11 protein-coding genes are annotated in these 13,562 nt (G+C 31.8%); 3 read left to right on the forward strand and 8 right to left on the reverse strand.

The window, feature by feature from the left end; genetic code table 11:
* Window positions 1–88: 88 nt before the first annotated feature.
* Window positions 89–1,510, reverse strand: a complete 1,422-nt coding sequence (locus tag ACFEL2_RS02780) for a DASS family sodium-coupled anion symporter (RefSeq protein WP_375332191.1) — start codon at window positions 1,508–1,510, stop codon at window positions 89–91.
* A 12-nt stretch (window positions 1,511–1,522) separates the two neighbouring features.
* Window positions 1,523–1,792, reverse strand: coding sequence for a BolA family protein (locus ACFEL2_RS02785; protein ID WP_341752270.1), 270 nt, complete (start codon window positions 1,790–1,792; stop codon window positions 1,523–1,525).
* Window positions 1,793–1,873: 81 nt separating this feature from the next.
* Here ACFEL2_RS02785 and ACFEL2_RS02790 point away from each other — a divergent pair, with 81 nt between their 5' ends.
* From ACFEL2_RS02790 to ACFEL2_RS02800, 3 genes are all read left to right on the forward strand, one after another.
* Window positions 1,874–3,085: an EAL domain-containing protein gene (locus tag ACFEL2_RS02790; protein ID WP_375332192.1), complete on the forward strand. Its 1,212-nt coding sequence runs from the start codon at window positions 1,874–1,876 to the stop codon at window positions 3,083–3,085.
* Window positions 3,086–3,612: 527 nt separating this feature from the next.
* Window positions 3,613–4,236 carry a lipoyl(octanoyl) transferase LipB gene (gene lipB, locus ACFEL2_RS02795; protein WP_341752268.1) on the forward strand — a complete coding sequence of 208 codons (624 nt, stop codon included), beginning with the start codon at window positions 3,613–3,615 and terminating at the stop codon, window positions 4,234–4,236.
* Window positions 4,237–4,407: 171 nt separating this feature from the next.
* The gene (locus ACFEL2_RS02800) at window positions 4,408–5,736 is read left to right on the forward strand and encodes a DUF2748 family protein (RefSeq protein WP_375332193.1); all 1,329 of its coding nucleotides are present in this window, start codon (window positions 4,408–4,410) and stop codon (window positions 5,734–5,736) included.
* Window positions 5,737–5,872: 136 nt separating this feature from the next.
* On the opposite strand, the gene ACFEL2_RS02805 is transcribed toward ACFEL2_RS02800, so the two are convergent.
* From ACFEL2_RS02805 to ACFEL2_RS02830, 6 genes are all read right to left on the reverse strand, one after another.
* Complete coding sequence (locus tag ACFEL2_RS02805; protein WP_375332194.1) at window positions 5,873–6,454, reverse strand: ribonuclease HII; 582 nt, start codon at window positions 6,452–6,454, stop codon at window positions 5,873–5,875.
* A gap of 101 nt (window positions 6,455–6,555) precedes the next feature.
* Window positions 6,556–7,398, reverse strand: coding sequence for a hypothetical protein (locus ACFEL2_RS02810; protein ID WP_341752265.1), 843 nt, complete (start codon window positions 7,396–7,398; stop codon window positions 6,556–6,558).
* Between the two features lie 30 nt (window positions 7,399–7,428).
* Window positions 7,429–9,456 carry a ComEC/Rec2 family competence protein gene (locus ACFEL2_RS02815; RefSeq protein ID WP_375332195.1) on the reverse strand — a complete coding sequence of 676 codons (2,028 nt, stop codon included), beginning with the start codon at window positions 9,454–9,456 and terminating at the stop codon, window positions 7,429–7,431.
* 59 nt (window positions 9,457–9,515) lie between these two features.
* A complete protein-coding gene (locus ACFEL2_RS02820; RefSeq protein WP_375332196.1) occupies window positions 9,516–11,396 on the reverse strand; it encodes an LTA synthase family protein in 1,881 nt (626 codons plus the stop codon).
* A 144-nt stretch (window positions 11,397–11,540) separates the two neighbouring features.
* On the reverse strand, window positions 11,541–12,845 hold the full coding sequence (locus ACFEL2_RS02825; RefSeq protein WP_375332197.1) for a sensor histidine kinase: 1,305 nt from the start codon (window positions 12,843–12,845) through the stop codon (window positions 11,541–11,543).
* The gene (locus ACFEL2_RS02830) at window positions 12,829–13,509 is read right to left on the reverse strand and encodes a response regulator transcription factor (RefSeq protein ID WP_341752261.1); all 681 of its coding nucleotides are present in this window, start codon (window positions 13,507–13,509) and stop codon (window positions 12,829–12,831) included. Before ACFEL2_RS02830 ends, ACFEL2_RS02825 begins: the two co-directional genes overlap by 17 nt.
* Window positions 13,510–13,562 lie beyond the last annotated feature (53 nt).

Raw genomic sequence — 13,562 nt, forward strand, 5'->3', positions numbered from 1 at the left:
TCTAACAGCAAATTATACAAGGTTAAAGACTAATTTTATAATAAATAAAATTAGTCAGCAATGATTGCTATATATTCTAGTAGCAATTCTACCACAAACCTAGTGTTTTCCACCACATACCGCCTATAAAAATCCATATAATGCCATATACTAGACTCAAAATTAAACCAAGATACCACCATGTTCTGATCTTCATATATCCTGTCTCAAAATATATTGGAGCACTACTAAGTCCATAATGAGTAAGCCCCGAAGATAATATTGATAAAAAACTGAGTATCAATGCAGATAGTAAACCAGGCATTTTAGCATGCATAAATAACGCTAGAAAAGTAGGAAAAAGTATAGCAATATGGGTTGTAGTACTGGCAAAAAAGTAATGTATATAAAAATATATTATAGAAAGTATAATTATACCAATCATTGGAGAGAAAAAACTTAATAAATTGTCTCTAAGTTTATCACTAACCCATGATATTAAACCAAAATCAGACAAAAAACTTGAAATCATAACTAAAGTGCCATACCAAATAAAGGTATGCCATGCCCCTTTATCTGCAAGAGTATCTTCAAACTTAATTATTTTGCATAATAATAAAATACATACTCCCAACAATGCAACTGTAGTAGCTGATAATCCCCATTTGCTGCCAAGCATCCATAAAAAAATTAGAATTACAAAAGTTATTAGCATAATAATCTCTTGCAATGATATATCACCTATTTCTTGCAATTTTGCCCTAGCTATTTGTATAGCAGATGGATCGTATTTAATTGAGGGTGGATGTAAATAATAAATAATAAGAGGCATTACAGCAAGAGAAATCACGCCTGGCACTATAGCTGCTATTGCCCAGTCACTCCATGTAATTATAATCCCAGCATCAGCTGCGAACTTAACAGCTAAAGGATTAGCGGCCATAGAGGTAATAAACATAGCACTAGTTATCACATTTGATTGAAAGACTACTTTCATGAGAAATCCACCGTTTGAAACGGATGTTTTGTAATTTGTTTTATCAGAGTAAGCGGTGCAGAGTGACTGAGTGATAGGAAAAATTATCCCTCCTCCCCTAGCACATACACTAGGAATAAAAGGTGCAAGTATAAAATCAACAATTACCAAAGCATATGAAAGACCAAGGGTACTTTGTCCGACAAGTAGAATGATGTGATAAGCTATCCGTTCCCCACAGCCTGTTTTTATAAAACCCTGAGCAATAAAAAAAGCAAACAGCACCAGCCATATAATGCTATGACTAAACCCGGATAGACTTTGTTCTAAGGAAAGGGTTTGCGTCAGAATACAACAGAGTATGCTAAATAAGGCTATAGCACCCATAGGTAAAGGATTAAGAATTATAGCTGCAATAGTGGTAATAAATATAATAGAAAGATGCCACACCTTAACATCAAGTCCTTCAGGGGCCGGTATATACCATATTACACAAGCTAAAATAACAAGCATTATAATAGGTAAATTTTTGTTCCAATTACACATATTAAGCATAATAAATTTATTTCAAGATCGAGTAAGGTGAGTGGGGGGTTTCGTATCAATTGATAATGCGTGTAGTCCGCTCGCTAGTTCATCTGCTAAAAGATTGTTAATTATTTTATGCTGTTCTAGCAAACTTTTTCCTATAAAAACTGCTGTAAAAATTTTGATCTTAAGATGACTTTCAGTAATGCCACCATTATGGCTGGCATGTTTGTAACTTTCGTCAACTATTTCGCAATAATGTGGTTTTAACACATCTAGTTTTCTTTTTATTCTATTTATTTTGGTCATAGTTATATATATATAAAACTTTTACTTGTATCAAGTCTACTGGGATTTTAGTATTTAGCAAATATTATTATTTAGTTGGTTATGGCAGAATTAGATACAAAAATTAGAAATTTGCAATCTGAGCTTGATAAAGCCGGGCATGGGTATTGTATCTCTTTTAAGTTATTAAATTACGACGAATTGAATGCTATGATGGGAGGAGATATTTATATAATTGACAAATTTAATAAAATTATTTCTGAAGTTTGTAATAAATTAATTACTGCTCCTTCTATATCAGTTTATAAACAAATTGAGCATGATAGAATATTGTTGCTTTTACCCACACTAGACCAAAATCTAGTTAAGGAAGTTGTCCTAAAAATATATTTATTATCTCAACTTTATGTCGATGATCTATTACCTGCAGTTTATATGAATTGCAGTAGTGCTAGCATAGAGTTTCCCAAATTTACCAATAAAGCTGAAGAAGTATATAATCTATTAAATTGGCTAGGTTCTTATCAAGGTGACCAAAGTTATTATCGTAAGTATGATAAATATTATAATATAGAGTGTGTTAAAGAGTCTAATAAGCAGCTGAATCTCTTAAGAAAAGCTTTATTAAACAAAACAATGGTTTTTGCTTATCAGCCAGTTATTGACCGTAAAACAATGAAAATTCATTACTATGAATGTTTACTAAGGATTCCTGACACAAATAACAATCTATTTTCTGTAGGAGCAATAATTCTAGAAGCTGAAAAGAAAGGTTTAATTTTTATAATAGATCAAATAGTGCTAGAAATGGCAATCAAAGAACTAGATGCTAACCCTAGCTTAGTGCTTGCAGTTAACATTTCAAATATTGGTATATTAGATGCTTCTCTCCTAGAGATAGCAGAAAAACTATTACAAACATATGATGTTTCAGGAAGGTTAATTATTGAGATTACTGAGACTACCCTTAATCAGCATTACCAACAAATAAAATCCTTTATGCACAGACTAAGAAAATACGGTTGTAAATTTGCTTTGGATGATTTTGGAGCTGGGTTTACTTCATTTAAACAATTACAAAATCTACCGATAGATATTATTAAAATTGATGGTAGTTACGTACGTAACATCACTAGCGATATACAAAGTCAAGATTTCATTAAACGATTAATTAAAATTTCTGAGAATTTAGGCGTTCAAACTGTAGCAGAATTTGTTGAAAATGGGGAGATAGCCAATTTTTTAATCAACTTAAAAATTGATAATATGCAAGGCGATTTCTTCTCACCGGCATCGGTTAACAGAATAAAATAATCATCAGAACGATGCCCCCACAACTGTTGAAAGTTAGAAAAAGGAGCGGTTTTAAAGCTCGTCATGGCAATTTAAAAGTTGCAGAAAAATAACCAAGGTCATTGCGAGGAGGCGATTCCATCGCCTCCTCGCAATGACCTTGGTTAAGGAAAAACTTGATTATCGAGTTCTACACCTGATTGTTAAAATATAATACTCCATTCAATATGTGATTTTAATTATTAAAATCACATATTGAATAATGAAAAAAGTTAAAATGCACCCGCAGAATTACTTCAAGAGTGCATTTTTCCTTATGACAAAGCCAGTTCTATAGAAGAATTATTAATTCTTCTAATAAACTGTTCTAATAGTTTGTTTATGTTTTTACATAATGCGTAGTATTTTGTTTGGTGCTTATATCGAACTTAGGTTATTATAATATACTCTTCTGCTTTGAAGAATTGGTTTTTGCAAATAATTGCGGGGATTTCGCGTACTTATGTACTTCATGTACTGCTTGCGTTCGCTCACCCTTGGTTAATATTATGGTTCAATTTGTTACCTTATCAGGCTTTTCAGAATATGAAGACACAGTAAAGTTGATGGAAGATAAGGTTACAAGTTTAATCAATAAATCTTCACAAGAGATTGTTTATTTAGTTGAATATAAGGATATTTATACCGCAGGTACTAGTTTTAAGGCAAATGAATTATTAAATCCTAGAGATATACCGGTAATTTATACTGGTAGGGGGGGGAAGTTTACCTACCACGGTAGCGGACAAAGAGTAATATACCCCATTCTTGATTTAGCCTCAGAACGAAGGCAAAAGGATTTAAAACTATATATTAAACTATTAGAAGAATGGATTATAAATAGCCTTTTATATTTTGGGATTAAAGCTTTTACTATAAGTGGTATAGTGGGAATATGGGTAAAAGAAAACGGTGTACCCGCAAAGATTGCATCAATAGGTATTAGAGTTAAAAAATGGGTTACATATCATGGTGTTGCTGTAAATATTTCAACAAATCTTGATATGTTCTCCGGAATTATTGCTTGTGGTTTGAGAGATATGCCTATGACCTCGTTTAAGAAACTTGGTATTGATATAACGTTAGATCAGTTTGATGAAGTTATTAAGGATAAAGTCTTTGAGGTCTTTTAAAATATTCAGTATATACTCAGGTATAACTTCAAGAATTGGCGTTGTCGTGTCTAAAGATCGAAGCTGCTCACGTACTAATGTACGCTACGCTGCTCGACTTTGCTACTGCCTAGCTCTTCTTGAAGTTATACTATCGTCTACCAACTCTTCATTTACGAGCAGTATACCCCTATGAGTTCAATTTATCATATACTTGATAAGATTCCTGCTATTTATCCTGAGGACATGCAAATAGAATATGAACAATTAGCTCAGCAATTAATCAAATCAGGTAAACTTAGAATAGATACCGATAATAGTTGTAATTTTGCAAGATTCTCTGATCCAAAATTCAATATTAGTTTGATGGTAAGTAAAGAGGAAATAACCGAGCCAAATTTAATTGAACAAACTAATCAGTTATTTAGATCTTTATATAAATCTTCTATATCCGATAAAAAATTGGCATCGATTTATACAGACTTGAAAAAACAAATTCAAAAGTTACAGCCAGTTAATCCACTAGTTACTGAAAGATTAACAAGGATTTTTGTTCAGTCAGCACATCCTATAGTTATCAGGTGGTTATTGCATGATAAGGTCCAAGTATTTATTACTTATTCCCATAATATTGGTGATATGATGGATATAGTTGATTGGCAACGTTCTGGTTCTAATAGCGGTATGCAAAGTACTGACGGTAAGAATGTAGCAGTCTTTGTTTCCTGTGGTGGAAATCCATTTGCTGAAAATGATAAAAATCACCCAACTTATGGTGATGGATGGGCAGCAGTTGCTAGGTTGCAAATTATAGCTGGGCAGGAACTTGGGCATTTTGCTGATATTAAAAGAGATGCAAATGGTCGTCAAATTAGTCGTCATTCAGCAAATTTCTCTGGAACGAAAGCAACGCCTCATGTAAAACAGGCGAGGAAAGATGATATTATTAATTGCAATAAATTATTAGCTAATCTTCTCTCTATGGGGATGAGGCAAATGATTATTTATGAAGAAAAGGTAGAATTTTATAATAAAAACAAGGTACATGGCATAAGGGTTTATTGGGCAAAATTACTTGGATTAATCCATAAACAGAAATTTTTATTTTCTGTTAATAGGAAGGGCTTGCTCTTTATTAAGAGATTTGCAAGGGAACAATATATGGGTTTGATGATTAGAGCTATGATCGAAGATATGAAGTTTAATTTAGCACCAGTCGCAGATGTTTATAAAAATAGTGACCCTGAGATCGAAGAGACAATTGCCTGTATAGAAGCTCTAGCAAGAGTACCCCAACAAGTGATGAAATGGGGATATTTAACGACTATGGCAACAATGCAAGGATTATATAAAGTATATTATTCCGAAGTTATACCTTCCTTAATTTCTAACTATGTATTAATGACTAAGCAAAGCTATAAACGTGATATGTCAAAGCCAAGATCTCTAACTAATTTTTTTCGTAAAATAAACATATTTAGTAAAAAAAAATTAGTATTTAAACAAATCAGAGAAGTATAATTAGCTTTAAAAAGGTTTAAAATGCATTCGCAAAACCGCTTTAAGAATGCATTTTTCTTTTCCATGATATTTTCAAAAAACAATTCGTAGGAGCAGAAGAGTATAATCAAGTTTTTTTAAATAACCCTGTTATAGCCTATAATGTAGAACTTCTTATCTTAAAACTTTTTCTATGATAAGGCGAAAGACCGTGAAGGCTTATAGCATTTAAATGTTCTTTAGTACCATAACCGGAGTTTTTGTGCCACATATATTCCGGAAATTCTTTGGCATATTCAAGCATTAAGCGATCTCTAGTAACTTTCGCAATAATAGACGCTGCTCCAATAGAAATTGATAAATTATCGCCATTTATTATACTAATAAATCTTGGATCGTGAAATTTCATGTTACCATCTATTAATACCGTATCCGGTTTAACAGCAAGATTTGCTACTGATATAGTACAAGCTTTTTTAGTTGCTTCAAGGATATTAATTATATCTATCTCATCGTGATGCACTATACCAACAGACCAAACATAATTTTGGGTTATTTGTTTATATAACAACTCCCTCATTGTTTTAGTAAGTTTTTTAGAATCTTTGATACCATGTATGATTTTTGTTTGATCAATGATAACAGATGCAGCTACTACAGGACCAACTAGCGGACCTCTGCCAGCTTCATCTACTCCAGCTACCAATCCTGAATATTTTTGTTCTAATGTAAACATCATGCCTCCCATAAAATGACACTCTATGTATTCCCACCTTATATACTCAGGTAGAACTTAAACTGCTTAAATTGACACCCATGAGTTACGGCTACGGCGGTGATCTACCGCCCCTTATCTTTATTAGAATGCTTTGTGTTAGAAGGGGTCGTATTAGGTTTAATAGTACTACTACCATTTCCCATAGATATATCGTTTTTATTGAAAGTTTCTCTCAGACGGTGATATATTTGAGATCCAGCTGTACTCTCAAGTTTGCTTAATATCTTTTCTAATGCAGTCTTACTAGTTTGCAATCCATCACTTCTATTTGCTTTATCAATAGCTTGGATTGTTCCGACACCATTTTCAATAAAAGACTTTTTCTGTTCCTCAGGTGATTTAACAAATGATTTAATATAATGCCTCAGTTTTGCACCTAAATCTGTAATGGTTCTAACATGTACTGGATCAGCCGGTGAAAATTCCAATGCCGAATACATTTTCTCTGTACCAGCTCCTATAGTTGCAATTGTTTCAATTTGTTCGGTTTTTTGTAAGGATTTATGTGGAAACTCTTCTATCAATGTATCCATTTGTTTAGCTTGTTTGCCAAATTTATCTAAATTAGGTTGTCCTTTAACATATTCGGCAGAATATCCTTTAGCAAGTTTACCATGAGCATCAAGGGTGGTGCTAATATTGCCTTTAAATTCACCAAATTTCTGGTCAGTAGTTTCAACAGCTTGTGAAAGTACATTTGTTGAGTCATCATCCAACGACACCTGTATTTTTACTTCTTTCTCTATTCCCATGCTTTCCATAGCTTCAGCAAGTTCAGGAGTATATTTCGAATCAAAGCTAAAGTTGAGTAGACTTTTGAACCTATCTATATCCTGTACAAAGCCTTCCTTTGGTTCACCAACAATATTAGCTATATCTGATTTAAACTTCTCTAATTTGGGCATAAAAATATCTTTAATTAATGTTAGCAATCACTAAAAACTCTTGCAGTTACCCTGCCATCTTTTTTTATTATTTGTTTTAATTGTACATTCGTGCTGATTACAAAATATCATTATTACTTCAAACTCTCTTAGAAGTTCTCTAGTAATAGTAATTTTGTTACCTTTACATTGGTTTCTACTTGATATGTTAATATATATATCGACATTTTCACATATTTTATTTGGAGCAATTGGTTTATAGTTTACCAAAATTGTGTATCCATCGGAAGTAAAAATATTTTTTTCTATAGGAAATATTTTAGCATCCTTTTGACCAAACCAGTTAGCCCAATATATACGTTTAAATTCTGGCATCTCATTGACATAAATGTCAAGTTCACCATTGTTATTTTTTATACCAACAGCATTTAAATTCATATCAAATATGAAATTAGGCTTAGGAGAATTTAGCATTAAGATTACAGATATAATCATTATAATCAGACCTAAGAAATGCCACTTTGTTCTCCATAAACAAGTCCAAAAAAATCCAAATAAGAAAGTAATTAAACTAATTTTGGTTATATAACCAAAATACCATACTGATAATGGTAAGCTATTAGTAAATTTCACTGCTGCAATAATTATATTAATGAAAAAACCTACTAATTTTAAACAATATTGATCTATACCAAACATCATTAAGAATAATGAGATAATAGATAACGGCATCAGAAAGAAAGACATTATTGGTACAGCAATAAGGTTCATGGGAATAGAATAAGTAGGAAATGTATAAAATTGGTTTATTACTACAGGAGCAGTTACTATGCTTGCAAGGAAGCTTGAATAAATATTAGAGGCAATATAAAATTTTATGGAAGAAAAGATGCCCTTGCTTTTACCTAAAATCCATTGATTTCTTATATAAAATTCGTAACCAGCAGTTAGCGATAATACTGCCACAAAAGATAATTGGAAGCTTGGATGAAATATATATTCGGGATTTACCGATAATATTATGCAAGCTGCAATCGCGAGCGATCTTAGGGGGTAGGGCTTCCGTCCTATCATAACTGCATAAATAAAAATTGCCGTCATAATGAAGGCTCTGGTAGCTGCGATTTGTGTGCCACTTAGTTGCAAATAACCATAACTTCCTATTAAAGAACAAATTGCTGCTATTGACTTTATGTTGTAATTGTAAGCAATATAATTTGATAGATTTAATAAGAATCTTGCTGATATGAAAAACAGCATAGCTACCAATGATAAATGTAGACCGGAAACGCAAAGTATGTGAGATATACCGCTTTGTCTCATTTCTTTCATTAATTTTCTATCAATGGCTTTGGTTTCTCCTAGTAATATTGCTGCGGCGAAATTACCTTTAATAGAACCGAGTATTTGGAGCAGGCGGTTGTAAATATTTTTTTTAATTTTATAGATAAAACTATTAGTGTAAAGATTACTATGTGCTATAATTTGAGGGGGGGACAGTGCATAGCCAGTGGCGTTAATATCTGCCAAATATGCATAAAAGCCAAAGTCATAGCCACCTGGTAGGATACTACTTTGAGGCTTATAAAGCTGAGCCACTAGGCTAATATTATCGTTAATATTAATTTCTTGAGCATATTTTGCCGGCATGCTTATCCTAACTTTTTGCAAAACCTGCTTAAGTTTTTGAATTTTTACCTGATATAATATAACCTGCATACCATGAGTGGTCGGTTTCATCGATTCTACGATGCCGCTTATTCTCGAAATTATTGGCTTTTTAATACCAACAACATGTAAATTTGATATACGATATTTGCCAACTAGCATACCACAGGAAAAAGCGATAATTATCCCCGCAATAAATCGCCCAAATATGTTATTTCTTAAGATTATTAGTGACAAAGAAATTGTGAAAATAGCTAGAATAGATATAAAGGAAGGTTCGCTACTTAAAGTAAAATAAGTACCAATACCGCAAATGAAACTAACAAAATACCAAAGGCTGAGATTGTGATATTCTTGTTCTAAAATGCTTTTGGCAAGTCTAAAAATTAATTTATAATCTCTTAGGGTCATTACATCTAATAGTAGATTTTTACTTAAAATAAGCTACTATTAGATGTAATTCAAGAACTCTATTCCCTCATTTCACCCTGAATATATAAATCATGAGCTACCTGATAAAAACTACTAGCTTCTTCCACTAAACTAGGAATATTCTCAATCTCTATTTTATCTTCAGCAATTAATTTATAAGTTTTTGCTTGTTCCTGTGGTCGTAAGATAACTAAGTGATTATCCTTCATGAAGCCAAGCAATTGATAAGTGCTGATAAAAGCTCTGTTTGCTGGCATGTTTAATATATCTTGACCAAAAAACTTACTATTATACGAAAAATTTAATAATCCCAAAATAGTAGGAGCAATATCAATTTGACTGGCTAAATTATCAACTATCTGTGGTTTTAATATATTGGGAGCATATATTAATAGAGGTATGTGATATTTATTAACCGGTAAATCAGTTTTACCAGCACTTGATGCACAATGATCAGCCGTAATAACAAAGATAGTATTATCAAACCAAGGGTGAGTTTTAGCTAATTCAAGAAACTTACCAATAGCATAGTCGGTGTATTTAACAGCTGCACTACGTCCACCACCAGATGGCAAATCAATCCTACCTTCGGGGAAAGTATAAGGACGATGGTTAGAGGTAGTCATAATTAATGAGAAAAAGGCTTTGCCTTCCTTATAATTTTGATCAGCTAACTCCAGTGATTTTATTAGTATATCCTCATCAGCTACTCCCCAAATATTGGAGAAACTTATTTCGTTGGATTTTAGATTGCCTTGATCAACTATATTATAGCCATTACCATGAAAATAATTTTGTAAATTATCAAAGTAACTATAGCCACCGAATAGGAAGTTAACAGCATAGCCTTGATTCTTAAAAATAGTAGCTATATTAAATAATGACTGATTATCAGGACGACGGATAATAGAAGAGCCAGGAGTTGGCGGTACTGATAAAGTAATAGCTTCTAAACCTCGTACTGTTCTAGTTCCTACTGCATATAGATTGGTAAAAAATATGCTTTGTTCAGCTAATTTATCCAAATTTGGCGTAATATTTTGTTGATTGCCAAATTTACCCATGAATTCGCTACTCAGACTTTCTACGGTAATAAAAACAATATTATATTTATTACTGTTAAAAGAACTTGCCCTGATATTACGTTCTATAGTAGTAGCATTTGAGTATATTTGTTGTTCTTTCGATAAATTGCTGCGAACGATATTTAAAGCCTGGTTTTTATCAATTACTGGATAAAATTTATTATAATCTAAGCTATTATTAAAATAGGCAGAGAAAAACTCATATGGACCGTTTTTAGCAAGTTCGATAGCATATTTATTAGAATTAAAAGCAATTTTATTAGGGTTATAGAAATTAAAAGCAACTAGGCTAAGCAAAAATAGCATTATCACACAAAAAATATGTTTCTTGCCATTTAGAGTACTTGCTTGATTAATTATGTATTTTCTCAAGAAAAAAACAATTAATAGTGTAATAATTATAATGCCTAGTAATATTTCTATATAGGGCAAAGATTCCTTTACAGTACCAATGATTTCATGGGTATAAATTAGATAATCTACAGCAATAAAATTAAATCTAACACCGAACTCATCCCAAAAGATAATCTCGGCAATGGCAATAAATATTAGTAAAGCAATAGTACAAAAATAAGCGATAAAAGAGCAGCTTACATACAAAAATTTATACCGAGCCAATAACTTGTAGAAGCCAATGATAACAAGCGAAATTACTGGTAAAAAATAACAAAGAGATATTAGATCATTAAATGTACCAATAACAAAAATTGACACTAGATCAGATATGGTTATTTGTTGTTGCCATAAAGCATATGAGCTTAATAGAATACGAGTAATAAACTGAAATATTAGGTAAATTCTAACAATAGGAAAATGAAACAGTGTTTTTATCATATATATCTAAATTAACGTCATATACTCAGGTAGAACTTCAAGAATTGGCGTTCCCTAGCTATTAGTCTTCCTATTACCATAAATGTCAAGAAAAACTTATGGGTAATAGGAAGATACCCTAGGCTATTAACCCGACGCCTTACATCAACACTTGAGATTAGGCAGTGAAATTTCAACCAATAAACCGCCTAAAGTTTTGCTATCCTGCAAAGATATTGTACCGCCATGATCAATAATTATTTCTTTAGTAATAGCAAGACCAAGTCCAACATTCCCTGAATTATTAAGCGAACGTGACTTATCTGAACGATAAAATGCTTTAAATACTAATAATTTCTCTTCATCCTTTATGCCAATACCGTTATCTTCAATTTTTATTATTACATTAGTAGAGGTAGAACATATAGTAATTTTTATCTTTGTAGAATATTTTATCGCGTTATTTATTACGTTAGATATTGCACGTTCAAAGTTGGTAGGCTTAATTTGTCCATATACTGACTGTTCTGTGGCGATTAACTCAATATTGGTCATAGACCATTTATTTATGATATTTGATATCCAAGAGGATAATTCGATTATTTGATCTTCTTCGCCATTTTCCCCTCTAGCAAAGTCAAGATATGATTTTATCATTTGTTGCATAATAACTATATCTTCCTTAAGCCCTTCCGTTTCCTCGGATTTGTTCATTAACTCTAATTGTAGCTTCATTCTTGTTAAAGGAGTACATAAATCATGCGAAATCATAGCAAGCATTCTAGTTCTTTTGCTAATTTGTTTTTCAATTCGTTCTTTCATTTTAAGAAAAGCAATACCAGCCTTTTTAATTTCTTTTGCACCAGAAGGTTTAAATGTTTGTAATCTTGTAATTCCTTGTCCGAATTGATCAGCAGCATCTGCAAGAGTTAAAATGGACTTAATTTGATTTTTAGAGAAGATCAAAGAAACAGAAAGTAATAAAATAGTTAAGAAAATTAACCATAAGACAAAAATATAGGCAGTTGGATTCATCAATAATTTTGCGGGGAAAGTGATTTTTAGTAAACCATCAGTCAATTGGAATAATACTTCAATTCTTCCTGCATCATTAATCTGTACTATATTTTTCTTATTAATTTTTACGTTAATAATATTTTTAAAAATCTCTAATTCTTCACTAATTCTAGGTTGTTTGCGTGGCAAGTTTAATTTTTGATGAAACTGATACGACAAATTTAAATAATTTGTCTCTGTTGTGTTTTTTTCTAATAGATTATTGTCGTCTTGTTCAAGAAGGGAAATAATTTCATTAGCAATAATATTGCTAGTATAATAAGAAACATTATACCAGTGACGATCATAGAACAAAAACACTGCTAGAATTTGTCCTATTAATGTTGGAACAATAATAATGAGAACAAATCTAGCCAGTAAAGTTTGTGGTATAAGTTTATGTATAAATAGCATAACCGCTATTCCGTATGGTTTTTAGATATTTTGGTTCTTTAGGGTCATCTTCAATCTTACTTCTTATTCTGACAATTTGTACGTCGATAGAGCGAGGGCTAAGCCCTCCCATTATTTTTGACAACTCATCACGTTTCATTTCTTGTCCATTGTGTTTTAATAATACTTCTAGCAATTTTTGTTCTGTAGAACTCAATTGTACAGGTTGATTATTTTTTATAAATTCCTTTGATTCTAAATTATAATAATTATTGCCAAATCGCTTGATTTCATCTTGTTTTTTATAATTATTATAGCTATTTAATAGGTTATTAATCCTGAGTAATAATTCTTTCGGTTCAAAAGGTTTGGTCAGATAATCAGATGCACCAGATTCTAATCCCTTGATACGATCACTTGGTTGTGATAGTGCAGTTAGCATAACAATTGGTATAAGGTTTTTACTTGATCTTATAGTATGGGCAAAATCAAGCCCTGTAACATTCGGCAACATAACGTCTAGAATAATTAAGTTATAAATAGAGGATTTTAATAGTTCCTCAGCTTCTTGGACAGAAGCTGCTGTTGATACTAAAAAGTTGTTTTTATACAAAAACTGTTTTAAAAGTTTTTGTATTCGAGTATCATCATCGACTACAAGAATGTGGGGTTTTGAGCTTTGCATAAATAAATTTTCGGTGATAAGAATTACTATAGTTTAATAGTGGAACATTGACA

It is taken from the genome of Candidatus Tisiphia endosymbiont of Temnostethus pusillus, assembly GCF_964264675.1.
Taxonomy (GTDB): Bacteria; Pseudomonadota; Alphaproteobacteria; order Rickettsiales; family Rickettsiaceae; genus Tisiphia.

Excerpts from the sequence above, each read along its gene's own strand:
- ACFEL2_RS02780 (WP_375332191.1), bottom strand. The coding sequence starts at position 1,510 with ATGCTTAATATGTGTAATTGGAACAAAAATTTACCTATTATAATGCTT.
- ACFEL2_RS02785 (WP_341752270.1), bottom strand. The coding sequence starts at position 1,792 with ATGACCAAAATAAATAGAATAAAAAGAAAACTAGATGTGTTAAAACCA.
- ACFEL2_RS02790 (WP_375332192.1), top strand. The coding sequence starts at position 1,874 with ATGGCAGAATTAGATACAAAAATTAGAAATTTGCAATCTGAGCTTGAT.
- lipB (WP_341752268.1), top strand. The coding sequence starts at position 3,613 with ATGGTTCAATTTGTTACCTTATCAGGCTTTTCAGAATATGAAGACACA.
- ACFEL2_RS02800 (WP_375332193.1), top strand. The coding sequence starts at position 4,408 with ATGAGTTCAATTTATCATATACTTGATAAGATTCCTGCTATTTATCCT.
- ACFEL2_RS02805 (WP_375332194.1), bottom strand. The coding sequence starts at position 6,454 with ATGATGTTTACATTAGAACAAAAATATTCAGGATTGGTAGCTGGAGTA.
- ACFEL2_RS02810 (WP_341752265.1), bottom strand. The coding sequence starts at position 7,398 with ATGCCCAAATTAGAGAAGTTTAAATCAGATATAGCTAATATTGTTGGT.
- ACFEL2_RS02815 (WP_375332195.1), bottom strand. The coding sequence starts at position 9,456 with ATGACCCTAAGAGATTATAAATTAATTTTTAGACTTGCCAAAAGCATT.
- ACFEL2_RS02820 (WP_375332196.1), bottom strand. The coding sequence starts at position 11,396 with ATGATAAAAACACTGTTTCATTTTCCTATTGTTAGAATTTACCTAATA.
- ACFEL2_RS02825 (WP_375332197.1), bottom strand. The coding sequence starts at position 12,845 with ATGCTATTTATACATAAACTTATACCACAAACTTTACTGGCTAGATTT.
- ACFEL2_RS02830 (WP_341752261.1), bottom strand. The coding sequence starts at position 13,509 with ATGCAAAGCTCAAAACCCCACATTCTTGTAGTCGATGATGATACTCGA.